Source organism: Kitasatospora sp. Root107, from assembly GCF_001424875.1.
Lineage (GTDB): Bacteria > Actinomycetota > Actinomycetes > Streptomycetales > Streptomycetaceae > Kitasatospora.
The window spans coordinates 504,218-527,218 of sequence record NZ_LMCT01000001.1 but is presented as its reverse complement, the minus strand read 5'-3'; the positions used below and the strand labels follow the sequence as shown (position 1 = coordinate 527,218).

The following is a 23,001-nucleotide window of genomic DNA, read 5'->3' as shown; positions in this document are numbered from 1 at the left end:
TCAGGCCAGGGTGATCCGGACCGCCGTGGCGGAGGCCACGCCGAGGAGTGCGCCGGCCATCACGTCGCCCGGGTAGTGGACGCCGGTGTGCACCCGGGAGTACGCCACGGTCGCCGCCAGCAGGCACAACGGCACTGCGGTCCGGGGCAGTTCGGCCCCCACCGCGACGGCGAAGGCGAAGGCCGAGGCCGAGTGCCCGGACGGGAACGAGGCCGAGGTGGGCATCGGCACGTGTCGGGCTTCGGGCACCAGCGCGCCGAGCCGGTCCGGCCGCTCCCGCCGCACCAGGTTCTTGCCCAGCAGGTTGGCGGCGGCCGAGGCGACCCCGATCGCGGCCACCCCGAGCAGGGCCGCCCGCCGGGTGGGCCCGCTGCGCAGCGCCAGCAGCCCGGCCAGCGCGAAAGAGATCTTCGAGTGGTTCGCGGTGTACGAGAGCCGCCGCATCGCACCGTCCAGCGAGGGCGTCGGGGTGATCGCGATGACGCCGTACACCGCCCGGTCCAGGGCCGCCAGGTCCAGCACGATCGGTCCGATCGTCGGGCTACGCATCGATCGCCACTCCCTCTTCCGCTCCGGTTCCGTCATCCTGTCGCACCGCCGCCGGGTCAGTGGCCCAGGGCCAGCCTGCCGACCTGTCGCCAGTCCCGCAGCGGTGCGACGGCCGTGGCCCCGGGGCGGTCGCGCGGCACCAGCACCCGCAGTGCCCCCGGCCGGATCGCACACCGGACCGGCGTCGGCAGCGTGAGCGCCTCGCCGTCCACCGCCACCGGGACGGTGTCGCTGTCGGCGGTCACGGTCACCTGCCGGGCCGTCAGTACGGTCAGCCCCTGGGCCTGTTCGCCGCGCAGGGCCAGTTCGGCGGCCTGCGCCGGGCCGTCCACCCGCAGGCTCACCACCCCCAGCCTGCCCCGGTCCAGCCGGGGGCGGCTGCCCGCGCCGAGGAGGTCGCCGGTCTCGTACGGGTTGTTGCTGATCAGCAGTGCCTGAGGGTCTGTCAGCCGGGTGTCGTCCGCCTGCACGGTCAGCCGGGCGCCGGCCCGGTTGGCCAGCAGGTCGGGCAGGACACCGAGTGCGGTGGCCGCCTTGGCGTTCCGGTACTCCGGGCTCTGCACGATCTCCGCGTACGCGCCGAAGGAGACCGTGTTGACGAACGGGCGGCCGGCCACCGACCCGAGGTCGACGCTCAGCTCGACGCCGTCGGTGAGGGCGTCCAGGCAGCGGGCCGGGTCGGTCCGGTCCAGGCCGAGGTCCATCGCGAAGTGGTTCCTGGTACCGGCCGAGATCACCAGGAACGGCAGCCGGTGCTCGGCGGCGACCGCCGCCACCAGGGCCTGGGTGCCGTCGCCGCCCGCGACGCCGAGCAGGTCGGCGCCGTCCCTGACGGCCTGTCGGGCCAGCTCGGTCACGTCCTGGTCGGTCAGCAGCAGGACCCGGGCGCCGAGCGCCTCGGCCTTCGCCACCAGGCCGAACTTCTCGACCTTGCCGCCGCCGGACCTCGGATTCATGATCAGCACCGGCCGGTTGGGCCGCTCGGCCGGGGTCTCCCGGACCGTCCGCTCCTTGCGGTCCTGCCGCAGCGCCCCCGCGGCGGTCGTCATCGCGCCGGTCCAGAGCGCCACCGCCAGCAGGGAGGCCACGCCCATCCCGCTGTTCACCAGGAAGCCCAGCACCCAGACCGGCGCCGCCACCGCGAGCACCATCCCGAACACCCGGGTCGGCCCCCGGTGGGCCAGCGCCCACCAGACCCCGGCGGCCGCCACGCCCAGCCCGATCAGCCCGACGATCATCACCCCGATCCCGCGCAGCCCGACCAGGGTCACCAGCACCAGCACCGCCGCGCCGGCGCACCCGACCGCGACCCGCGCCAACCGCTGTGCCCGCATCGCGCCCTCCACCGATCGACCCATTCCCGGCTCCCTCCCGATCCTGCCCCAACCCCATCAGCCCCACCTGTCCGCCACGACGCCGGGGTGACACCTCGTCGGTTCCCGCCGCACCCTGAATGGGCCTGGCCTGTGGCATCGCCCGGACCGCTGTGTCCAGGATGGCGGGACACCTCTGCCTGAGACACCGTCACCGACCGATCGGACCGCGATGACCGACCAGCACAACGTCGTCCTGCTCGCCTTCGCCGACCCCGAGGCCTGCCGCGCCGCGCTGGAGCAGGCCAAGCACCTGCCGGGCCTGCGGCAGGCGGCGGTGCTGGAGCGCTCGGCGGACGGCCTGTTGGAGATGGGCGACAGCTTCGTCCGGGGCGCGGGTGTGCCGACGGTCGGTTCCGGCGTGGTCGGCGGGCTGATCGGGATGCTCGGCGGCCCGGTCGGCGCCTTCCTCGGCTTCGCGGCCGGGGCCGCACTCGGCAACGCCGCCGAGGAGGGGCGGGGCGCGACCGGCGGCGCCGGTCTGATCGTGCTCGGGCCGAGGGTCGAGGACGGCACCGGGCTGCTGGTCCTGGACGTCAAGGAGGAGTCCGCCGAGCCCGTCGACGGGTTCGCAGCCGAACACGGCGCGGCCGTGGAACGCATCCCGGCCGACGACTTCGCCGAGCAGGTCAAGGCGGCCGAGGAAGCCGCCGACTCCTGACGGTCCGTCGGGCCACTGGGGTGGGTGCCGTCCGGTGGCCTGGCCGCCGCCGAGGCCGTCCGGAGCAGCCGGTGTGCGAACGCCCGGCCCCAGGGTGTCCTGGGGCCGGGCGGTGGCTCGGTCGGCGGGCGAGCGTCGGCCCGCTCGCCGGAGGTGCGGTGTCAGCTGCCGTCGGCGGTCTTACGGCGGCGCAGGACGATCAGGGTGGTGGCACCGAGGGCGAGGGCCGCGGCGCCGCCGATTGCGATGGCGGTGGAGTTGTCTCCTCCGCCGGTGCTGGCCAGGCGGTCGGCGGCCTGGTCCTTGGCCTTGGTGACCGTGTCGGTGGAGGGCTTCTTGGTCGGCAGGACCGTGGGCACCGCCGTGGGCTTGGCCGAAGCGGTGGCCGAGGCCGTCGCGGAGGCACTGGCCTTTGCCGACGCCGAGCCGCTCGGCTTGACGGACGCCGAGGCGCTCGGCTTGGTGGACGCCGAAGCAGAAGCGGACGGCGAAGCGGAGGCCGAGGCGGAAGCGGACGCCGAGGGCGAGGTGGCGGGGGCGGTGATGGTGAACGCCTTCGCGGGGCCGTCGAGCAGGGCGGACTCGCTCTCCTCGTCGAGGGGGGAGACCAGGCCGAGCGGCTGCGCGGAGGCCGTTGCGGCCGTGGCGCCGACGCTCAGGCTCAGGCGCACCTGGATGCTCAGGCTGCCGTTGGCCTCGAGGAAGTAGAAGGAGTCCTCTTCGGGCCCGTCCTCGCCGAACTTGGTGAGGACGACCACGACACCGGGCCCGTCGGGGTCGTTGCTCTCGACGGAGGCGTTGTGCCAGACGCCGGTGTCGGGGTTCTTGTACTGCGCCTTGACCTGGCCGGTGGCCAGACCCGCGTCAGAGCTGAGAAGGAGCGCGGGGATCAGGAGGGCGTCGCCACCGGTGTTGGCGATCTCCTGGGTGAACGTCACCTCGGCGCCGCCGGCCGCGATCTGCGCGGGGAAGTTCTTCAGCGACAGGGTGGCGCCCGCCTGTACCGGGGCGGCCGGAGCAACTGCCGGAACCAGCGCGGGAGCGGCCAGGGCCGAGGGGGCAGCCGCGAGGGTGACCCCCGCGACGAGCGTCGTGGCAGCGGATATCGCCAGGGTGTGGCGCAGCTTCATGGAAACCTCAAAGATCTGCCGTCACACCGGGGGATGTGACGGTAAGGGGAAGGGATCCGCAGGGCCCGGGACGACCGGACCTCGGCTGACCTGTGGCGATGCACGTAGGTCGGGGCGGATCCTATCCGGATCAATAAGTTCCGGTTAAAGGCGGGTATCACCCGGGAGCGTGTGGGAATTCTGCGTGCGCATGACATCTCTGAAAGCTCCCCTGAGCCGAAACGCCCCTGCTACCGTCTCGATACATGACGGGGATTCAGGGGCGGTTGGTGGCACCGGCGTTCGCCGTTCTCGCCCTGCTCGGCCTCTGGTCCTCCATCGGGAACAACCACAGCCTCGTGCAGGCCGTCCAGGTCAGCGCCGCCGCCTATGACCACGGCGAGGCCGCGGCCGCCGGCCCCGTACACAGCATCCTGCTGCCGAACTGCCTGGCGCCTGCCGACCGGTGCCCGGAAGGGACCCACGAGTCCGATCACCACCTGGCTCACCCGGTCTCCGGCGGTGCGGGCGTGCCGGTGCCCGGTGAGCTGCTGATGCTGGGCTGTGCGCTGGTCCTCTGCGGGATCGTCAGGTCCGCGGCGCCGCCGACCGGCCGCGCTGACTCCAGCAGACCTCTCCACCCGTCCGGTCGCCTCGTCCTGTCCTTGGTCTGCGTCAGCCGGACCTGAGCCCCACCGGTGTGCCTCGCGTGTGAACGCGGTGGCACCGTGCGTCCCCATTTCCGCCCCAGGCCCCTGAGCTCCGCTGCTCCGGCATGACCTGTGGCGTGCCGTGGGGCGCACGAGATGAGCCGTTCGCCATGACAGCCATCTTCCGAGAGCGAGATCATGTACTCCCTTTCCGACCCCATGCTGCCGTCCGGTCACCAGTCCTCCCCTGTCGCGGGCCAACCCGGCGGTGACGTCTCCCAGCTGGTCGGCCGTACCCCGACCCTGTGGATTCCCGATTTGATCGCCCGGGCCGGGCGCGGGTTCTGGGCGAAGCTGGAGGGCTTCAACCCCGGCGGCATCAAGGACCGGCCCGCCCTGCACATGGTCTCCCGGGCCCGGGAGCGGGGGGATCTCGCCCCGGGCGGCACCATCATCGAGTCGACCAGCGGAACGCTCGGCCTGGGGCTGGCGCTGGCCGGCCTGGCCTTCGGCCACCGGGTGGTCCTGGTTACCGACCCCGGTCTCGAACCCTCGATGCAGCGGCTGCTGAGCGCCTACGGCGCCGAGGTCGACACGGTGAACGAACCGCACCCGCAGGGTGGTTGGCAGCAGGCACGCCGTGACCGGGTGGCCGAGCTGCTGGCGAAGTACCCCGACTCCTGGTGCCCCGACCAGTACAACAACCCGGACAACGTCGCCGCCTACACCCCGCTCGCCCTCGAGCTGGCCTCCCAACTCGGCCACGTGGACGTCCTGGTGGCCAGTGTCGGCACCGGCGGCCACTCCGCCGGCGTCTCCCGGGTGCTGCGCGGGATCTTCCCCGAACTGCGCCTGGTCGGCGTCGACACCGTGGGCTCCACCATCTTCGGCCAGCCCGCCCGCGCGCGGCTCATGCGCGGTCTGGGCAGCAGCATCTACCCCCGCAACGTCGACTACCGGTCCTTCGCCGAGGTGCACTGGGTCGCACCCCACGAAGCAGTCTGGGCGTGCCGCCAGTTGGCGTCCGCGCACTACGCCACCGGCGGCTGGAGTGTGGGCGCGGTCGCCCTGGTCGCGGACTGGCTGGCCCGTACTCTGCCCGAAGGAACCCGGATCGCGGCGATCTTCCCCGACGGCCCGCAGCGCTACCTGGAAACCGTCTACGACGACGAGTACTGCACCACGAACAACCTGCTCGAACGCCCGCCCGCCGGCCACCCGCAGACCATCGCGCGGCTGGACGAGCGGGAGGTCACCGGCTGGACCCGCTGCGCCGACGTCGTCGACCCGCTCACCCTGCGCGGTAGCCACGGGGACGCCCGGTGAAGTCGACCCTTGCGCAGGTGCGCTCCTTCGATCGGAGCGTCCGACTCCTGCTGACCAATCAGTTCACCATCAACCTCGGCTTCTACATGCTGATGCCGTACCTGGCGCAGCACCTGGCCGGCACCGTGGGTCTGGCCGGCTGGCTGGTCGGCCTCGTACTGGGCGTCCGCAACTTCAGCCAGCAGGGCATGTTTCTGCTCGGCGGCACCCTGGCGGACCGCTGGGGCTACAAGCCGCTGATCGTCGCAGGCTGCGTGCTGCGCACCCTCGGCTTCGCCGCGCTCGGCCTGGTCGACTCGCTGCCCGCGCTGCTGCTCGCCTCGGCGGCAGCCGGCCTGGCCGGCGCCCTGTTCAACCCGGCGGTACGCGCGTACCTGGCCCAGGACGCCGGTGAGCGGCGGGTGGAGGCCTTCGCGCTGTTCAACATCTTCTACCAGGCGGGCATCCTGCTCGGCCCGCTGGTGGGGATGGTGCTCACCGGCATCGACTTCCGGATCACCTGCCTCACGGCCGCAGGCATCTTCGCGGTGCTGAGCGTCATTCAGATCCGGTCACTGCCGGCCCGAACAGCCGTGGACAGCAAGGCGGCCGACCGCGAGAGCGTCCTGTCGCAATGGCGGTCGATCCTCGCCAACCGGCCGTTCCTGCTCTTCTCCGGGGCGATGATCGGCTCGTACGTCCTCGCCTTCCAGGTCTACCTCGCGCTACCCCTGGAGGTACGTCGGATCGGAGGAGAGGGCACAGTCGGCACCGCCGGAGTCGCGGCGCTCTTCGCCGTCTCCGGAATCGCCACGATCCTCGGTCAGACCCGGGTCACCCGCTGGTGCAGGCAGCGGCTCCCGTCCGGTCACGCACTCGCCGTCGGGCTGCTCGCGATGGCGGCGGCGTTCCTGCCCCTGCTCTTCGCGGCGGCAGTTCCGGTTCCCGAAGCCGGACCAGGGCGGTGGGTGCTGGCGGTCGTCCCCCCGGCGGCCTGCGCGCTGCTCCTCGCCATCGGGACCATGATCGCCTACCCGTTCGAGATGGACACCATCGTCACCCTCGCCCGCGGTCGTCTGGTCGCCACGCACTACGGCCTCTACAACACCATCTGCGGCGTCGGCATCACCGCAGGGAACCTGCTCACCGGAGCCGCACTCGACGCGTCCCGCGCGGCCGGCCTGTCGGCGATCCCCTGGATCGCACTCCTGCTCCTGGGCCTGGCGTGCGCTGCCGCACTGAACGCCCTGCGCCGCAGCGGCAGACTGACCCCGTCCCCGACCGAACCCCAGCCCGTCCCGGAGCGTTCACGTTGATCTCATTGCAACGTCAGGGGCGGCTGCCGTTGCATTTGATTCGAGGCTGCCGCAACGATTTCTTGGCTTTGGCCTGCAGTGATGCGATTTTGGCGCGGTGAACTTGTTGCCAGATCATGGAATGCAACGTAGCTTTTCACTCATTCGAAACAACGAGCCAGGAGAGCATGATGCAGAAGTTCACCGCCCCCGCCCCGACAGCCGCCTGGACCGGCATGGTGTCGATCGACGACACCGCACTGGCCGTGACCGACACCGGCGGCTCCGGCCGTCCCGTGGTCTACCTCAACGGCTCCTACGCCGACCAGTCGCACTGGCGGCGCGTCATCACCGAACTCGGCAGCGACTACCGGCACATCACCTACGACGAGCGCGCCCGCGGCAAGTCGAAGCGCGCCACGGACTACTCGTTCCAGGCGTGCCTGCGCGACCTCGACGCCGTCCTCACCGCCAGGGGAGCGGAACGGCCGATCCTGGTGGGTTGGTCCTACGGCGCCATGCTCGCCGTGCACTGGGCCGCCCAGAACCCGGACCGCGCCCTCGGCGCGGTGTCCGTGGACGGCGCCCTGCCGCACGAGTGGCTCGACGATGCCGCCCGGGAACAGATCCGCAAGCTGTTCCGCAAGATGAGCCCGCTGTTCCCGATCGCCCGCCCGCTCGGCCTGGCCGCACGGATGAGCGCCGCGCAGCACGCCGAGATCAACATCGAGGCCAACGAGCTCTGCGCGCCCACCGCCCTCAACCCGGTCTTCGACCGTCTGACCGTCCCAGCCCGGTACGTGCTCGCCACCGGCGGAAACCTGGGCGGTGACGCCAAGTTGATGGAACAGATCCGCGCCAACCTCGACCCGGTGCTCGCCCGCAACCCGAACATCCGGGTCAGCGCGAAGGTCGCGAGCAACCACTCCAAGATCCTGCGCAAGGACTTCCGAGCCGTCGCCGACGCGGTACGCGAGCTCGCCGCCACCGGCGCCCACACGGGCGTCTGATGCGAACTGAGGAGATCCCCGACAGCACGATCCGCTAGTCTGTCATCGGTCAGACGGTCATCCCGCAGTGGGAACGGTCGGCGGCGGCCTCACGGCAACCGTCCGAGTTCTCACACACCGTCTGACCTGGTGCTTGTCTCCACAGGCCCCCGCCTCATTAGCTCAGGGGATAGAGCACGGCTCTCCTAAAGCCGGTGTCGCAGGTTCGAATCCTGCATGGGGCACACCTGGCCAAGGGCCCCGAACCACTGCGGTTCGGGGCCCTTCCCCGTGCGTGGGGCGGACGCCGCAGTCGGTCCGGGCCTGTGCTCGTGCTCGTTCTTGCGACGAAGGATGGCAGCCGGATGAAGCTCCCGACCTCCCTGCACGTGGCCAACGAGGGCCTGGCCTTCGTCCTGGAAGTGGCGGCGCTTGCCGTGCTCGCCTGGTGGGGGTGGCAGTTCCCCGACTCCACGGTGCTGCGGCTGCTCCTGGCGGTGGCCGCTCCTGTGGCGGCGGCCGTGTTGTGGGGGTTGTTCGCCGCGCCGAAGGCCCGGATACCGGTGCCGCTGCCGGGAGTTCTGGCCGTGAAGGCGCTGGTGTTCGGTGCTGCGGTGGCCGCCCTGTACGGCGTGGGCCGACCCGGGTGGGCCGTTGTCTTCGCCGGCGTGGCGGTGGTGAACACCACCCTGGCGACCCTGGACCGGCGGGCCTGGATGCACCGGTGAAGCGAGCGATGACGGCAGCCGGTCAGTCCGCAGGGTAAGGGGCAGTGGCGGCGGCGGTCAGCTCGACATCGGTGGACTTCAGGAAGCCCAGCCGGTGGCCGTAGCGGACCGGGTAGTAGGTGTCCTCCCCGGTCACCACGGCCCGCACGCCGTCGACGTCGTAGAAGTTGTCGCCCCTGACCGGGGTGTCGCTGAGCAGGGTGTACTTCTGCCCGGCCGGGACGCTCATGTTCAGCGGGACTGGGCTGTGCACGGCGGCGTCGTACGTCACGCCGGGGTACCTGGCGTAGGCCGCCGGCTCCGGGAACGCCCGGCCGTACAGCGGGATGCTTGCGACACCGGCGCGCGGGGTGGCCACGTGCCGGCCGGGCCGGTTGTCGGCGGCGGCGCTCCGGCCGTCCGGGTTGGGGAACCAGCCCTGCACGCCGTCGTACCAGATCGCGGTCCAGTCGCCCTGTTGGTCGGCCACCACGTAGCTGCTCCCGGCGACGGCCTTGGCGCGGACGTCCGAGGCCGCGGTGGTGCCGCCGCTGATCAGCGGGGCCGCGTCGTCGGGGGAGGTGCGCAGGGGGACGAAGTTCTGTGGGCGCGGCCGCACTTCGGCCACCGGCGGCCGGTTGGTGGCGTCGAACGGCGGGGCGATGGTGACCACTCCACCGACCGTCGGCGAACCACCGGTGGTGGCGCGGATCGGCGCGCCGACCAGGTCCATGTAGTGCGACCAGTCCCAGAACGTGCCCGGGTCCCAGTGCATCGGCGGCACCGAGTCGACCGGCTTGGGGATCTCGTCGTGGCCGATGATGTGCTGCCGGTCCAGCGGGATGCCGTACTTCCCGGCCAGGTATTTGGTCAGCTCGGCCGAGGAGCGGTAGAGCTGCTCGGAGTACCAGGTCGGCCGCCTGTCATGGTTCCGGCCGAGTGCGTAACCCTCGTGCTCCAGGCCGATGCTGTGCATGTTGAAGGTCCGGTTGCCGGTGTGCCAGGCGGTGTTCCCGGTGCTGACCAACTGGGCGACCCGGCCGTCGCCGGCGCCGATCAGGTAGTGCGCGCTGGCCTCGGTGGCCGGGGCCTGGAAGGTCGAGACGGTGTCGTCGTACGACGCCTCGGTGTCGTGAATGACGATGTACTCGATCTTCTGACCGTCGGCCGGGCGGTCGGTGACCGCGTAGTTGGCGTCGTCGGCCCAGGCGCCCCGGCAGCTCAGGGTCGCCGGGCACTCCAGGTCGCCCGGCGTGGCGGAGCGGGCCGGCACCGGACGGTCCACGGTCAGCGCGGGGTCGGCGGGCGTGCTGACGGTCTGACCGTCCGTCGTGGTCCTGGCCACGCCCTCGCGGACGGTCTCGAAGACCTGGTCGGCGAAGACGTTGCCACCTGCAGCGGGTGCGGTCCGGCTGAACCGGACCACCGCGTTGTACCAGGTCTCCGGACCGGTACCGAGTGAACCGCCGCTCTCCTTCTGGTACTTGGCGAGCAGTGCGGCGCCACCCCGGATGCTCTGCTGCGGGTCGGTACGCAGCTGTTCGGCCGGGCGGCCGAGCAGTGCGGCCGCTTCGTCCAAGGTGTGCAGGGCCGGGCTGTCCTGACCGGGCAGGTCGACCTGGGTCAGGCCCATCACGTTGTAGTCGCCGGTGGTGCTCGGCTCGCCGTTGTGCGACTCCCAGCGGGTCTGCCGGTAGGCGAGTGCCAGCAGCACGCTCTGCGGCACCTCGAACTCGGCGGCTGCGGCGGCGAACTGGCGCTGCCGGGCGTCCGAACCGGTCACCGGGGCGGCCGAGGCGGCGATCGAGAACAGCGCGAGCCCGGTGCTCGCCGTGACCACGGCGGCGGCGAAGCGGGCCGGGCGGCCGGCGGGGCCTTGGCGCCTTCGGAGTACGACAGTCAACGGTGTCAGCAGACCCACCCCGCGTCCGATCCGGCCGCTGGACCGGTCTCGGCCGACGCTAACAGCCGGTCGGCCGTCCGCGACCGAACGAGGGGCGTGGAGGTGTCACGGGTCTGTCACAAGCCCTGCCGGCGCAGGGTTCTGACGGTGCGTCGGCTGTGGTCAGCGACGGTGCTTGCCGCCGCCGACCGCCGGCTCCGGGTAGGGGATCCGCAGTTTGCGGGCCAGCGGGGCGACCGCCGCACCCGCACCGAGCGGGCGGGCCAGCAGCAGCACCGAGACCAGCACCGCGAGCGGACCGGCCGCCAGCGCCGCCAGCGCGGCCGGCATCCCGCCGCCCAGCGCCGAGTCGAGCTTGCCGGTCAGCCAGTACGCGGCGAGCGCGCCCGGGGCGCAGGCGAGCGCCAGCGTCAGGTGCAGGGCGACCAGCCGGCCGCCGTCCAGACCGCTGCGGACCCGGGGACGATGGCCGGTGCCGAGCTCCAGGGTGGCGTCGGCGGGCAGCGGGGCCGCGGTGGCGGCGCCCTCTTTGCGCAGCCGGCGGCCGAGTGCGCGCCCGGTGATGGCCGCGCTGATCAGCACCGCGACGGTGTGTGCGCCCGCCATCCCGACGATGATCCAGCGGCTTGGCAGCACCAGGTACGCGGCCCAGGAGAGCAGCACGTTGCTGCCGGAGGTGATCGTGGTGAGCCAGAACGGGGTTTTGGCGTCGCTCATCGCGTAGAAGCCGCGGGCCAGCGCGTACTGGGCGCAGAATGCGGGCAGGCCGAGCGCGAAGGCCATCAGGATCTGGGTGACCACGTCGATGTCCGCGTCCGTCACGCCGGGCCCGTGCTGGTAGGCAAGGGCGGCGATCGGGCCGGCCAGCGACAGGAAGATCGCCGAGGCCGGGACGATCATCCCGGCCGAGCTCCGCAGGGTGTGCGCCAGCTCGCGGCCGACGTCCTCGAACCGGCCGGCGGTGACCGAGCGGGACATGCTCGGCAGGATCGCGGTGACCAGGGAGACCGTGATGATGCCCTGCGGGACGATGAAGAGCAGATAGGCGTTGTTGTACGGGGTGTAGCCCAGGCCCTGGGTCAGGCCGTCGTGCTTGGCCAGTGACGCCGCGCCGGTGGCCAGGTTGGTGATCGCCATGAAGGCCAGCTGGGTGACCACCACCAGCAGCAGCGCCCAGCCGGCCGCCCGCAGCGGGGTGGTCAGGCCGGAGCCGCGCCAGTCGAAGCGCGGGCGGTAGCGGAAGCCGGAGGCCCGCAGCGAGGGCACCAGGGCCAGCGCCTGGACCAGGATGCCGAAGGCACTGCCGAGCCCGAGCAGCATGGTCGCCCCGTCGGAGACGTCCCCGGCGTCCTTGGCGTGCACGAAGATCGCCAGGTAGAGGCTGAAGACGGCGATCACCACGACGTTGTTGAGCACCGGCGCCCACATCATCGCGCCGAACCTGTCGCGCGAGTTGAGCACCTGGCCGAGCAACCCGAAGAAGCCGTAGAACAGGATGGCCGGCAGGCAGTACCTGGCCAGCGCGATGGTCAGGTCGCGCTGGACGGTGTCGCCGGGGCCGTAGGGGGTGTAGCTGTCGACGATCAGCGGGGCGCAGAAGAAGGCCACCGCGGTGATCGTGACCAGCACGACCCCACAGACCGTCAGCAGGCGGTTGGTGTAGGCGACACCCTTGTCCGCGTGCTGCTGTGCGGCGCGCACCAGCTCGGGGACGAAGACGGAGTTGAGCACGCCGCCGATCAGCATGATGAAGATCGTGTTCGGCAGCATGGTGGCCACCGCGTAGCCGTCGGCTATGAAACCGGTGCCGAGCGCGGCGGTGATCACGCCGGCCCGGACGAAGCCGAGCGCCCGTGAGGTCAGCGAGCCGAGCGCCATGATCATGCCGTTGCGGGCGGTGGAGGCCGGCTTGGCCGCCTCGGCGGGCGGCGCCACGGCCGGGGGGACCGGGGGCGGCGGGACCGGGGCGTACGGAAGGCGGGGGCTGGGCACCTGCTGGCCGAGCTGGACGGTCGGCTGGCCCGTGCCGGGCATCACCTGGTCGTCGGATATCTGACGCAGCGGCATGGTGGGCGGGTCGTCGTACGGGCCGGAGGGCCCGTCCGTCGTGTGCATGGTCATTCGCCCCCCGTCGCTCGGTGCCTGGGCAGTGGACGTGCGGTTGCTGTGCTGCGACTGCCCGGCCCGGCCGGGTGCAGGCACACCCGGCGGCAGCAGTCTGCCTCACTGCGGCACTTGATGGGGAGATCCGTGCCGTGTGCCGGACATCTCCCGACCTGCGGGGAGGCGGGTGGCCACCCGCCCCGAACTGCCGTGCACGGGGTAGTTGGTCCCGATTTTTCCGGTACCGACCGGGACTGATTCGGTTGGTGGGCCCCTGTCCCTTCCCTCCCGGTGCGATCCTCGAACGAGGATGTGACGCTTCTCACGGACCGTCAGCTCGGCGGGCGGGCCTCCGAAGCGGCTCGGGGGCGAGGCCCGGGCCAGGGTTCGGGGCGGGGGTGAAGGCCTGGTCGAAACCGAGGTCGGGATCGAGGTCCGGGCCCGGGGCGCCGGTGGCCAGTACGCGTTGGATCCGTGGCCTGGTCCGCCAGTCGACCCGGCGGACGTCCCGGGACAGGGCGCCGGGCTGCCACAACTCGACGGCGAGCGTGACGGCGCCGACCACCAGGGCGGCGGTCAGCCAGCCGGCCAGCACGTCGCTCGGCCAGTGCACGCCGAGCGCGATCCTGGTCCAGCCGATCGCGAGCACGGCGAGCGTGGCGGCGGTGCAGGCCACCGCCCGGCCGGCCCGGTTCGCCCGGGGCCAGATCAGGATCACCAGCGCGGCGCAGGTGATGGCGGAGGCGAGGGCATGGCCGGACGGGAACGAGTACCCGCTGGCCTGGGCGACCGGGGCGGCGAAGCGCGGCCGTTCCCGGCCTACGACGTTCTTGCCGAGCCAGCTGGCCAGCCAGCCGGTCAGTATCAGGGTGGCGGCCCAGCCGCCGAGGGTGCGGGCGCCGATCGCCCAGAGCCAGACCGCCGCCAGGCCGAGCAGCACCCGCATGGTGATGGTGCTGCCGATGTCGGCGAGGGTCTGCATGGCCGCCGTCCAGATGTTGTGCTGGAGCGCGTAGCCGTGCAGTGAGTTCACCCAGCCCCGGTCGAGCCGGGCCAGCGGGCCCCAGTGGGCCGTCACCAGGGCCAGCAGGACACCGAGCAGTGCGGCGGAGCCGAACGCCAGGGCCGAGCAGATCAGCAGACGCTGCCGTCGGCGGACGGCGGGGGCGGCCGACCCGGTATCGGCGCGGGTGCCGTCGATGGGCGGGTACATGGCTGACACCTTCCCAGGGCGAGTGGTGGATCCGGCCCCGGAGCGATAGCGATTTGGCATCTTTTGCGCGGAGAAGCTGCGGATGGGTGCCGTCGTTCGTTGACGGAGTGCCGAAAGTCCGCCCAGCACTCCCGGTCGTCGCGATGTCACCAAGCGTTCATGATCGCGGGTGAAAAGTCGCAGGATACTGCATCGGAAGAAGAAACTGGGTGAGTTGGGAATGTTGTCCGAATTCTGTGCGTTGGATCGTTACGTGTGAGCCTCTCCGAGGCCCGCATCTCTTTGCCCCGGCTCACACCTGGCGGGGCGAGATCCGAAGACCGGCACCAGCAGCAAGGGAGCAAGCATGGCCACTCGTGCCGTCGTTCGCGACAGGGCCGACCGGACTCGCGCGGCCCGCCCGAACAACCTTGAGGCCGACCGCGACCTTGTCGGTATGTATCTCGACGAGATCGCCAGGACGCCGCTGCTCGACGCCGCCGAGGAGGTCGAGCTGTCGCTGCGGATCGAGGCCGGTGTCTACGCCCAGCACCTGTTGGACCAGCCGCCGCTGCCCAAAGGCACGAAGCGGGCGGAGCTGGAGGCGATAGCCGAGGACGCCGAGCGCGCCAAGGACGTCTTCATCAGGTCAAACCTCCGACTGGTGGTGGCGGTGGCCAGGCGTTACCCGCGCAGCGGTCTCCCGCTGCTCGACCTGATCCAGGAAGGGAACGCCGGCCTGGTCCGGGCGGTCGAGAAGTTCGACTACGCGAAGGGGTTCAAGTTCTCCACCTACGCGACCTGGTGGATTCGGCAGGCGATCACCCGGTCGATCGCCGACCAGTCCCGCACCATCCGGCTCCCCGTCCACCTGGTGGAGGAGCTCGGCCGGATCCGGCGGGTGCAGCGCGAGAAGGCGAAGGAGTTGGGCCGCGAGCCCGACCCGGCGGAGGTCGCCGCCGAGCTGGACACCACGGAGCAGCGCGTCAAGGACGTGCTGGACTGGGCCCGTGACCCGGTCAGTCTGAACATGGCGGTGGACGACGAGGGCGAAACCCAGTTCGGTGACCTGGTGGAGGACACCGGCGCGGTCTCGCCGGAGGACGCCGTGATGGTGATGCTCCGTCGGGAGGAGCTGGACGATCTGATCGGCCGGCTGGACGACCGGACGGCTTCGATCATCCGGTCCCGGTACGGGATGGAGGACGGCCGTGAGCGGACGCTCACCGAGGTGGGCAAGCAGCACGGGCTGACCAGGGAGCGGATCCGCCAGATCGAGAAGCACGCGCTGGCGGAGCTCAAGAAGATCGCCGACCACGCGGGCTTCGAAGCCGCCTGAGCCGGTGCGGCAGTACACGGACCCTGTCCGGGCTTCGGCCCCGGCGGGGTCCGTTGCCGTTGCGGCCTAGGCTTGGGGGAGCAGTCGGGCGAGTGAGAGGGAGTGGCGTGGTGCCGGAGCAGCAGCCCGAGCAGCAGAAGCCGGAGCAGGAACCGAAGCCGAAGCCGAAGCTGGTCTTCGAGGACCCCTTCGACCGGCAGACCAGCGACGACACCGACCAGGGCTGGGGCGGTGCCCGGGAGAGTACGGGGCGCGGGATCGACTGGTACCGGAGTCAGCGGCCGCCGCACCACGGGGGATAGCAGGACGGCGGCCGGGCGCGAGCGGAGCGGGTGGGCGGACTGCGGGTGGGTCAGCGCTGGCGGACCAGGGCGTCGCGGATCTCGGTGAGCAGCTGAACCTCCTTGGCCTCCGCCTCGGCGGCCTCCTCGAGTGGGGTCTTGCGCTTGGCCATCAGGTGCTTCATCGGGACGATGAGCACGAAGTAGACCACCGCCGCGGTGATCAGGAAGGTGAGCACGGCGCTGAGCACCGAGCCCCACAGGATGAAGATGCCGGAGGTGACCTTCCCGTCGGCGTCCACCTCGCAGGGGCCCTTCAGGCAGGACGAGTAGGACGCCAGGTCCTTGGCGCCGAACGCCCCGACCAGCGGGTTGATGACGCCGTCGACGAAAGCGTTGATGACCTTGGTGAAAGCCGCGCCGATGACGAAGGCGACGGCGAGGTCGATGACATTGCCGCGGAGCAGGAATTCCTTGAAGCCCTTCATGCCGCGCTGAACGAGGCCTGGCCGGATCGGTTACGGGTGATCTTCGCGGCGCGGAGTTGACGCTCCGTCGGTTTATGAGGGCGGAGCCGTGCCGGGGCAGCGGGGTGCGCTGACGGCCTCGGCCGCCACGGCTGGGGACGAGGCCGGGGGTGGTGAGCCGGGGCGCAGCGGGCCGGCGGCTAGGGCGGTGGCTGCGGCCAGCAGGCTGGTGGCGAGCAGGCCCGGGCGGTGGCGGACGGCCCGCTGGAGCCGGTGCCGGCCGCCGGAGCCGCGGCGGATCGGTGCGAAGACCGGGACCACCTGGCGGGGCGGGACCGATGAGATCGTGCTGGGCACCGTGGCGCGGGCGTGCAGGGTGGTCATGGGGCACCGCCTCCGATCGGGACGCGTCGTCGAGGGAACGTCGCGGGATCAGCGTGCGGCCGGGCCGGAGGCGGTGGCAGAACGAGGCGCAACCCTGTGGACAACCCGGGGCTGTGGACAGCGCAGGTCACCCGTCCGGCTGTGGAAAAGCCGGACGGCCCGGCCCCGCACCGAAGTGCGGGACCGGGCCGTCCGGAAAGACGCGGGTCAGCTGGTCGAAGCCGAGGCCGAGCTCGATGCCGAGGACGACGACGAGGAGCCGGCCGAGGCCGCCGGAGCGGGCGTCGAGGCGGCCGGGGCCGAGGACGCCGACGTCGAGGAGCTCACCGAGCTGCTGGACGAGGAGCGGCTGTCGGTGCGGTAGAAGCCCGAACCCTTGAAGACCACACCCACGGCGGAGAAGACCTTGCGGAGCCGCCCCTGGCACTCGGGGCACGTGGTCAGCGCGTCGTCGGTGAACTTCTGCACCGCCTCCATGCCGGTCCCGCACTCGGTGCACTGGTACTGGTACGTGGGCACTTGGCTTCCTCCTGCAGTTCCCCCTGGCACTCTCGCCTGATGAGTGCTAACGATCCTCAATGATGCGGCATTCCGTGGGATCAGTCCAGCGCCGCAGGTGTGAGAACGGACGCCTGCCCACCGCCGACGGTTCCGCCCCGGGCCACGGTGCGGCTCGGAGCGCTCGGCGCGACCAGCAGTCGACGCAGTGTCAGCAGGGCGACCAGGCCGAGCCCGGAGCCCACCACCGGCACCACGAATCCGCCCGAGGCGCCGTAGCTGTCGATCAGCATCCCGGCCACCGTGGAGCCCGCCGCCAGGCCAAGGCCGATGGCGCCGGTGAGCCAGGTGAAGGCCTCGGTCTTGGCGCCGTCCGCGACCAGGGTCTCGACCAGCGTGTAGCCGGTGATCAGGGTGGGAGCGATGGCCAGGCCGCAGAACAGCCCGGCGATCGCCAGCGAGGTCAGGTTGGGCATCGCCCACAGGGTGGAGCAGCCGAGCACCAGCAGGGCGTAGCAGCCGAGCATCCGCTGCCGGGCCGAGTGCCGCCAGTTGACCAGCCCGTACAGCACACCGGCCAGCATCGAGCCGCCGGCGAAGACGCCGTAGACGATGCCGCTCAGGTCCTCCTGGCCGCCGGCCTTGGCGAAGGCGGTGATCGAGACCTGCATGGCGCCGAAGATGGTGCCCACGCCCAGGAAGGAGCCCGCCAGCAGCCGGACGCCCGGGGAGGCGAGGGCCGAGGCGCGCTTGACCCCGGCGGTGCGGGGGTGCCGGGCCGGTGCGGTGGAGCGCTGGGCGGCGAAGGCCAGGCCGCCGGCCACGGTGAGGGCGGCCTCGGCGATCAGTCCGGCCGAGGGGTTGATCCCGGTCGCGATCAGGCCGGCCAGCACCGGGCCGATCACGAAGGTGAACTCGTCGGTGACCGACTCGAAGGCGAAGGCCGTGTTCAACGTGGCCGGGGAGTCGGAGAGCCGGGAGACCCAGCGGGCCCGGACCATCGCGCCGATCTGCGGGACGCTGGCCCCGGCGGGCGCGGCGGCCAGGAAGAGCGTCCAGACCGGTGCGTGGCCCACAGCCAGCGCGATCAGCGCGCCGACCGAGAGGGCGTGCACCAGGACGCTCGGCAGCAGTACGGCGGACTGCCCGTACCGGTCGGCCAGCCGGCCGGTCTGCGGGCCGATCAGGGCCTGGGCGACCGCGGCGACCGCCGCGACCAGCCCGGCGGTGCCGTAGGAGCCGTGAGTGTCCAGCACCAGCAGCACGATGCCCAGACTGAGCATGGCGTACGGGAGCCGGGCCGCGAATGCGGGTGCCAGGAACGTCCAGGCACCGGGGGTGCGGAGCAGCGCTCCGTACCCGACGCGGGTGGGGTTGTCGACCGTTCGGCGGGCCGTCACGGTTGGTTTCCTTCTGCTGCCTGGTAGCGCGGAAGGGGTTGGGAGACCCCGACGGCGCCGAGAGTCGTCCTCTCGCGCGTCGACCGGGGTGATACCGGGTCCGGCTGGCCGTCGTGGAAGCGGGGGCCAGAGGGCAGGAACTGCTGCGGACCGCGGCCGCCGAGCGGTCGCGCCAACTCTGCTTCAGGCAGATGTTGCGGATGTGTCAGTTGATACCAAAGCTTTATCCGTCATCTTACGGGTTGGACGGCGACTCGCCCAGCGAACCGAAGGTGAACGTCGCGCAAAACACATGAACTACCGCCCGCGCAGCCACCCCGCCAGCTTTCCGCCCTGGTCGACCGCGCGCAGTCGGCGCTCGGCGGCCTCGCTGACCTCCTCGGTGGTGACCACCAGCAGTTCGTCGAGCGGGCGGAGCACGGTGGTGCGGTCGGGGACGAAGCTGCTGCCGTCGCGGACCACCAGGGTGACGGCGGCCCCGGCGGGCAGCCGGAGTTCGCTGATCTCCACCCCGGCCATCCGGGAGCCGGCCGAGAGCGAGACCGAGAGCAGCTGGCCGTGCAGGCGCTCCAGCGGGGCGGACTCGATCCCGAGGTCCTGGCCGAGCGCGCCCTCCGAGATCCGCAGCCACTTGGCGACCAGCGGCAGGGTGGGGCCCTGGAGCAGGGTGAAGACCACCACCAGGATGAAGACGATGTTGAACACCTCGCGGGCCAGCGGGGCCTGCGCGACCAGCGGGATGGTGGCCAGCACGATGGGCACCGCGCCGCGCAGCCCGGCCCAGCTGAGCAGTGCCTGCTCGCGCCAGGGCAGCCGGAACGGCGTCATGGTCATCAGCACCGAGGCGGGCCGGGCCAGGAAGACCAGCACGGTGCCCAGCACCAGCGCGGGGATGATCGCACTGCCCATGCTGGCGGGCGTGCAGAGCAGGCCGAGCACCACGAACATGCCGATCTGCCCGATCCAGGCCAGCCCGTCCGCGAAGCCGCGCACCGCCGGGCCGTGCGGGAGCTTGGAGTTCCCGAGCACCAGCGAGGCGACGTAGACCGCGAGGAAGCCGGAGCCGTGCAGCAGCGCGCCGCCCGCGTACGCGCCGACCGCCAGCGACATCACGGCGATCGGGTAGAGGCCGGAGGACGGCAGCGCCATGTGCCGGACGGCGTACGCGCCGAGCTTGCCGATCGCCAGGCCGACCGCGGCACCGATCGCCAGCTCGGCGATGATCGTGCCGACCAGCACGTACCAGGAGTCCAGCGGGCCGCTGGTGGCGAAGGCCAGCACCAGGATCACCACGGGGGCGTCGTTGAAGCCGGACTCGGCCTCCAGCAGTCCGTTCAGCCGGGACGGCAGCGGGACGGTGCGCAGCACCGAGAAGACCGCGGCGGCGTCGGTGGAGGAGACGATCGCGCCGAGCAGCAGTGAGGTGCGCCAGTCGAAGTCGGCCAGGTAGTGCGCGCCGGCCGCGGTGACCGCGACGCTGACCGCGACGCCCGCGGTGGCCAGCACGGTGGCGGCCGGCATCACGGGTTTGATGGACCGCCAGCTGGTCTTCAGGCCGCCCTCGGCGAGGATCACGACCAGCGCCGTGTAGCCGAGCACCTGGGTCAGCTCGGCGTTGTTGAACTCGATGCCCAGGCCGTTCTGGCCGAGCGCCACTCCGATCCCGAGGTAGATCAGCAGGCTGGGGAGGCCGGAGCGGGTCGAGATGCGCACCGCGACCACCGCGACCAGCAGGACCACGGCGGCTTCGAGCAGAAAGCGGTTCAGGTCGTCGACAGTCACGCAGTGGCACCTCGGCGCAGTGAGGGGGCGGGCTGATGGGGCGTCTGAAGGCAGCGTCCGGCAGGGGACCTGACGGTCCGTCGGCTGCAAGTCGTTACCGAGTCTAACATTTTACCTGTTCTTTTACATCCGGCCGACCAGCTCCCGTCCAGCTTGGCCCGGTAGGGTCCACCTGATCCGGCCTGGACGCCCCCGGGTGCGGCTCCCTCGGCCGGTGCGCCCTAATGTGGTGGTCTGTCACGGCCGCCCGTCTCCCAGCCAAGGACTCAACCAGATGCCCCGCTCGAAGAGGTTCCGGCGCGCTCGTCTGTTCGTGCTCGTGCTGGTCGTGCTGTTGATCGCGGGCACCGCGGGCGCCGGGTTCTTCGCCGTGCAGACCGTCCGGTCGTCGTTCCCGGTGGTCGAGGGCAGCGTCAAGGTGGCCGGGATGACCGCGCCGGTGGACGTCAAGCGCGACGGCAACGGGATTCCGCAGCTCTACGCCGACAGCTCCGAGGACCTGTTCCGGGCCCAGGGCTACGTGCAGGCCCAGGACCGGTTCTGGGAGATGGACGTCCGACGGCACATCACCGCCGGGCGGCTGTCCGAGATGTTCGGCTCCGGCCAGGTCGAGACCGACTCCTTCCTGCGCACCATGGGCTGGCGCCGGGTGGCCCAGCAGGAGTACGACCAGCTGCTCGCCCCGGACACCAAGAAGTACCTGCAGGCGTACAGCGAGGGCGTGAACGCCTGGCTGCGCGAGCACCCCGGCGGCAGCTCGGCCTCGCTCGAGTACTCGCTGCTCGGCGCGGTGAACGGCGACTACAAGCCCGAGGCCTGGGACCCGGTGGACTCGGTCTCCTGGCTCAAGGCGATGGCCTGGAACCTCTCCGGCAACATGCAGGAGGAGATCGACCGCTCGCTGCTGGCCCAGGACTTCAGCCCGGAGAAGATCGACCAGCTCTACCCCGCCTACCCGTACGACCGCAACGGCACCATCGTGAAGACCGGCAAGGTCGTCGACGGCGTCTACCAGCCGGCCGACGGTACGGCCCCTGCGGCGCCCGCGACGGCCACCACCCAGGGCCGGGCCGGCAGCGAGGCGCTGCTCAAGGACGTGGCCGACCGGATGGCCACGCTGCCGCAGCTGCTGGGGCGGCCCGGCCAGGGCATCGGCTCCAACTCCTGGGTGGTCCGCGGCCAGTTCACCACCACCGGCAAGCCGTTGATGGCCAACGACCCGCACCTCGGCCCGGCCATGCCGTCGGTCTGGTACCAGATGGGCCTGCACTGCCGCAGCGTCGGTCCGGCCTGCGGGTTCGACGCCGCGGGTTACACCTTCGCCGGGATGCCGGGCGTGGTGATCGGCCACAACCAGAACATCTCCTGGGGCTTCACCAACCTGGGCGCCGACGTGACCGACCTCTACCTGCAGAAGGTCACCAGCCCGGAGACCTACCTGGTGGACGGCAAGCAGAAGTCCTTCGAGACCCGCAAGGAGACCATCAAGGTGGCCGGCGGTGAGGACCGCACCATCGTGGTGCGCAGCACCGACCGCGGCCCGCTGATCTCCGACAAGAGCACCGAGCAGCAGAACGTCGGCAAGTACGCCCCCGCCGACAACGCCCCCGACCGGGCCGCCGGTTACGGCGTCGCCCTGCAGTGGACGGCGCTGGTCCCGGGGAAGACCATGGACGCGGTCTTCAAGCTGGACCTGGCGGGCAACTGGGACACGTTCCGCACCGCCGCGGCCGACTTCTCGGTCCCCGCGCAGAACCTGATCTACGCCGACACCAAGAACAACATCGGCTACCAGGCACCCGGCCTGATCCCGCAGCGCACCAAGGGCGACGGCCGCTACCCCGCGCCGGGCTGGGACTCCTCGTACGGCTGGAAGACCGACTCCGCCGGGAAGGTCGAGCCGATCCCGTTCAGGTCGCTGCCCTACAGCTTCAACCCGACGGCCGGCTACATCGTCACCGCAAACCAGGCCGTGGTGGACCAGAAGTACAGCTACCTGCTGACCAAGGACTGGGAGTACGGCACTCGGGCCAAGGAGATCACCGATCAGATCGCCGACCGGCTGAAGAACGACGGCAAGATCTCCCCGGACGACATGCGGCTCATGCAGCTGGACAACACCAGCGTGATGGCCAAGACCCTGGTGCCGCTGCTGCTCAAGGTCCGGATCGACGACCCGTACGTGCGCGAGGCCCAGGACCTGCTGAAGGACTGGAACTTCCACCAGGACGCCGACTCGGCCGCCGCCGCCTACTACAACGCGGTCTGGCGTCAGCTGCTCACGCTCGCCTTCGGCCAGAAGTTCCCGGCCGGGCTGCGGGTCGAGGGCGACTGCCTGCTGGTCCGTCAGAAGCGCGACTCCACGCTGCCGGACGACGACCTCAACCCGGCACCGCCGGTCACCGTCTGCGGCACCCGTGACCCGGGCCAGGCCCAGCCGGACGGCGGGGACCGCTGGACCGAGGTGGTGCGCACCCTGCTCGACCAGCCGGACAGCCCGTGGTGGGAGTACAAGGACGTCAACCACCAGTCCCAGCAGGGCCTCGGCAAGCTGCTCGCCGAGTCGCTCAAGAACGCCAGGCAGGAGCTGACCGCCAAGCTCACCAAGGACATCTCCACCTGGAGCTGGGGCCGGCTGCACACCCTGACGCTCACCGAGCAGACCCTCGGCAAGGACGACTCCTCGGCCGCCTCCGGGCTCGTGCACAAGCTGCTGAACCGGGGCCCGTACCAGCTCTCCGGCGGCACCGCGGCGGTCAACGCGGCGGGCTGGAACGCGGCGGCGGGCTACCAGGTGGACTGGGTGCCCTCGATGCGGATGGTGGTCGACCTGAGCAACTTCGACGCCTCGCACTGGATCAACGTCGGCGGCGCCTCCGGGCACGCCTTCCACGACAACTACAACGACCAGACCGAGCTCTGGATCAAGGGCGAACTGCTGCCCTGGGCCTGGTCCCCGGAGCAGGTCGAGCAGGCCACCAAGCACAAGCTGGTGCTCACCAGCGGCTGAGCCG

At 71.3% G+C, this 23,001-nt stretch carries 20 protein-coding genes and 1 tRNA gene; 10 read left to right on the top strand and 11 right to left on the bottom strand.

Annotated elements, in window-relative coordinates; translation table 11 throughout:
• Together ASC99_RS02310 and ASC99_RS02305 are read right to left on the bottom strand one after the other, a co-directional pair.
• The gene (locus ASC99_RS02310; RefSeq protein ID WP_057227533.1) at positions 1–549 is read right to left on the bottom strand and encodes a phosphatase PAP2 family protein; all 549 of its coding nucleotides are present in this window, start codon (positions 547–549) and stop codon (positions 1–3) included.
• Positions 550–605: 56 nt separating this feature from the next.
• Positions 606–1,907 (bottom strand): diacylglycerol kinase family protein, encoded by a 1,302-nt coding sequence (locus tag ASC99_RS02305; RefSeq protein ID WP_057227531.1) that lies wholly within the window; start codon positions 1,905–1,907, stop codon positions 606–608.
• A 187-nt stretch (positions 1,908–2,094) separates the two neighbouring features.
• Between ASC99_RS02305 and ASC99_RS02300 the strand changes: the two genes are divergently transcribed.
• On the top strand, positions 2,095–2,583 hold the full coding sequence (locus ASC99_RS02300) for a hypothetical protein (RefSeq protein WP_057227528.1): 489 nt from the start codon (positions 2,095–2,097) through the stop codon (positions 2,581–2,583).
• A 161-nt stretch (positions 2,584–2,744) separates the two neighbouring features.
• Here the strand turns inward: ASC99_RS02300 and ASC99_RS02295 are convergent, their stop codons facing one another.
• Positions 2,745–3,713: an LPXTG cell wall anchor domain-containing protein gene (locus tag ASC99_RS02295; RefSeq protein ID WP_057227526.1), complete on the bottom strand. Its 969-nt coding sequence runs from the start codon at positions 3,711–3,713 to the stop codon at positions 2,745–2,747.
• A gap of 245 nt (positions 3,714–3,958) precedes the next feature.
• On the opposite strand from ASC99_RS02295, the gene ASC99_RS02290 reads away from it, so the two are divergent.
• The 6 genes from ASC99_RS02290 (at position 3,959) to ASC99_RS02265 (ending at position 8,659) form a co-directional block, all read left to right on the top strand.
• Complete coding sequence (locus ASC99_RS02290) at positions 3,959–4,381, top strand: hypothetical protein (protein WP_157531332.1); 423 nt, start codon at positions 3,959–3,961, stop codon at positions 4,379–4,381.
• Positions 4,382–4,561: 180 nt separating this feature from the next.
• Positions 4,562–5,668, top strand: a complete 1,107-nt coding sequence (locus tag ASC99_RS02285) for a PLP-dependent cysteine synthase family protein (protein ID WP_057228040.1) — start codon at positions 4,562–4,564, stop codon at positions 5,666–5,668.
• Positions 5,665–6,963: an MFS transporter gene (locus tag ASC99_RS02280; protein WP_057227521.1), complete on the top strand. Its 1,299-nt coding sequence runs from the start codon at positions 5,665–5,667 to the stop codon at positions 6,961–6,963. Before ASC99_RS02285 ends, ASC99_RS02280 begins: the two co-directional genes overlap by 4 nt.
• 170 nt (positions 6,964–7,133) lie before the next feature.
• On the top strand, positions 7,134–7,952 hold the full coding sequence (locus tag ASC99_RS02275) for an alpha/beta fold hydrolase (protein ID WP_057227519.1): 819 nt from the start codon (positions 7,134–7,136) through the stop codon (positions 7,950–7,952).
• Between the two features lie 151 nt (positions 7,953–8,103).
• Positions 8,104–8,176, top strand: a tRNA-Arg gene (locus ASC99_RS02270).
• A 120-nt stretch (positions 8,177–8,296) separates the two neighbouring features.
• Positions 8,297–8,659 (top strand): YrdB family protein, encoded by a 363-nt coding sequence (locus ASC99_RS02265; RefSeq protein WP_057227517.1) that lies wholly within the window; start codon positions 8,297–8,299, stop codon positions 8,657–8,659.
• A 22-nt stretch (positions 8,660–8,681) separates the two neighbouring features.
• Here ASC99_RS02265 and ASC99_RS02260 read toward each other — a convergent pair whose 3' ends face one another.
• The 3 genes from ASC99_RS02260 to ASC99_RS02250 form a co-directional block, all read right to left on the bottom strand.
• A complete protein-coding gene (locus ASC99_RS02260; RefSeq protein WP_057228038.1) occupies positions 8,682–10,541 on the bottom strand; it encodes an N-acetylmuramoyl-L-alanine amidase in 1,860 nt (619 codons plus the stop codon).
• Between the two features lie 162 nt (positions 10,542–10,703).
• On the bottom strand, positions 10,704–12,662 hold the full coding sequence (gene murJ / locus ASC99_RS02255) for a murein biosynthesis integral membrane protein MurJ (protein WP_235502737.1): 1,959 nt from the start codon (positions 12,660–12,662) through the stop codon (positions 10,704–10,706).
• 304 nt (positions 12,663–12,966) lie between these two features.
• Complete coding sequence (locus ASC99_RS02250; protein ID WP_057227515.1) at positions 12,967–13,857, bottom strand: phosphatase PAP2 family protein; 891 nt, start codon at positions 13,855–13,857, stop codon at positions 12,967–12,969.
• Positions 13,858–14,203: 346 nt separating this feature from the next.
• Here ASC99_RS02250 and ASC99_RS02245 point away from each other — a divergent pair, with 346 nt between their 5' ends.
• Both ASC99_RS02245 and ASC99_RS02240 read left to right on the top strand, forming a co-directional pair.
• Positions 14,204–15,175, top strand: coding sequence for an RNA polymerase sigma factor RpoD/SigA (locus ASC99_RS02245; protein WP_063856954.1), 972 nt, complete (start codon positions 14,204–14,206; stop codon positions 15,173–15,175).
• 110 nt (positions 15,176–15,285) lie between these two features.
• Positions 15,286–15,477 carry a hypothetical protein gene (locus ASC99_RS02240; RefSeq protein ID WP_235502738.1) on the top strand — a complete coding sequence of 64 codons (192 nt, stop codon included), beginning with the start codon at positions 15,286–15,288 and terminating at the stop codon, positions 15,475–15,477.
• Positions 15,478–15,527: 50 nt separating this feature from the next.
• On the opposite strand, the gene mscL is transcribed toward ASC99_RS02240, so the two are convergent.
• The 5 genes from mscL to ASC99_RS02215 all read right to left on the bottom strand — a co-directional run bounded on the left by mscL (position 15,528) and on the right by ASC99_RS02215 (position 19,987).
• Complete coding sequence (mscL, locus tag ASC99_RS02235) at positions 15,528–15,944, bottom strand: large conductance mechanosensitive channel protein MscL (RefSeq protein ID WP_057227509.1); 417 nt, start codon at positions 15,942–15,944, stop codon at positions 15,528–15,530.
• A gap of 72 nt (positions 15,945–16,016) precedes the next feature.
• A complete protein-coding gene (locus tag ASC99_RS02230; protein ID WP_057227507.1) occupies positions 16,017–16,307 on the bottom strand; it encodes a hypothetical protein in 291 nt (96 codons plus the stop codon).
• Positions 16,308–16,514: 207 nt separating this feature from the next.
• Entirely contained in the window at positions 16,515–16,826 is a 312-nt protein-coding gene (locus tag ASC99_RS36840) for an FmdB family zinc ribbon protein (RefSeq protein ID WP_082598009.1), read from the bottom strand.
• A gap of 80 nt (positions 16,827–16,906) precedes the next feature.
• A complete protein-coding gene (locus ASC99_RS02220) occupies positions 16,907–18,205 on the bottom strand; it encodes an MFS transporter (RefSeq protein ID WP_057227504.1) in 1,299 nt (432 codons plus the stop codon).
• A gap of 297 nt (positions 18,206–18,502) precedes the next feature.
• On the bottom strand, positions 18,503–19,987 hold the full coding sequence (locus tag ASC99_RS02215) for a potassium/proton antiporter (RefSeq protein WP_057227502.1): 1,485 nt from the start codon (positions 19,985–19,987) through the stop codon (positions 18,503–18,505).
• A 274-nt stretch (positions 19,988–20,261) separates the two neighbouring features.
• On the opposite strand from ASC99_RS02215, the gene ASC99_RS02210 reads away from it, so the two are divergent.
• Positions 20,262–22,997, top strand: coding sequence for a penicillin acylase family protein (locus ASC99_RS02210; protein ID WP_057227501.1), 2,736 nt, complete (start codon positions 20,262–20,264; stop codon positions 22,995–22,997).
• The last annotated feature ends 4 nt before the right edge of the window (positions 22,998–23,001 follow it).

Bases quoted from the DNA above. Each gene is read 5' to 3' on its own strand.
- ASC99_RS02275 (WP_057227519.1), top strand. From the start codon at position 7,134: ATGCAGAAGTTCACCGCCCCCGCCCCGACAGCCGCCTGGACCGGCATG.
- ASC99_RS02265 (WP_057227517.1), top strand. From the start codon at position 8,297: ATGAAGCTCCCGACCTCCCTGCACGTGGCCAACGAGGGCCTGGCCTTC.
- ASC99_RS02290 (WP_157531332.1), top strand. From the start codon at position 3,959: ATGACGGGGATTCAGGGGCGGTTGGTGGCACCGGCGTTCGCCGTTCTC.
- ASC99_RS02300 (WP_057227528.1), top strand. From the start codon at position 2,095: ATGACCGACCAGCACAACGTCGTCCTGCTCGCCTTCGCCGACCCCGAG.
- ASC99_RS02305 (WP_057227531.1), bottom strand. From the start codon at position 1,907: ATGGGTCGATCGGTGGAGGGCGCGATGCGGGCACAGCGGTTGGCGCGG.
- ASC99_RS02210 (WP_057227501.1), top strand. From the start codon at position 20,262: ATGCCCCGCTCGAAGAGGTTCCGGCGCGCTCGTCTGTTCGTGCTCGTG.
- ASC99_RS02295 (WP_057227526.1), bottom strand. From the start codon at position 3,713: ATGAAGCTGCGCCACACCCTGGCGATATCCGCTGCCACGACGCTCGTC.
- ASC99_RS02285 (WP_057228040.1), top strand. From the start codon at position 4,562: ATGCTGCCGTCCGGTCACCAGTCCTCCCCTGTCGCGGGCCAACCCGGC.
- mscL (WP_057227509.1), bottom strand. From the start codon at position 15,944: ATGAAGGGCTTCAAGGAATTCCTGCTCCGCGGCAATGTCATCGACCTC.
- ASC99_RS02310 (WP_057227533.1), bottom strand. From the start codon at position 549: ATGCGTAGCCCGACGATCGGACCGATCGTGCTGGACCTGGCGGCCCTG.
- ASC99_RS02250 (WP_057227515.1), bottom strand. From the start codon at position 13,857: ATGTACCCGCCCATCGACGGCACCCGCGCCGATACCGGGTCGGCCGCC.
- ASC99_RS02245 (WP_063856954.1), top strand. From the start codon at position 14,204: ATGGCCACTCGTGCCGTCGTTCGCGACAGGGCCGACCGGACTCGCGCG.
- ASC99_RS02230 (WP_057227507.1), bottom strand. From the start codon at position 16,307: ATGACCACCCTGCACGCCCGCGCCACGGTGCCCAGCACGATCTCATCG.
- murJ (WP_235502737.1), bottom strand. From the start codon at position 12,662: ATGACCATGCACACGACGGACGGGCCCTCCGGCCCGTACGACGACCCG.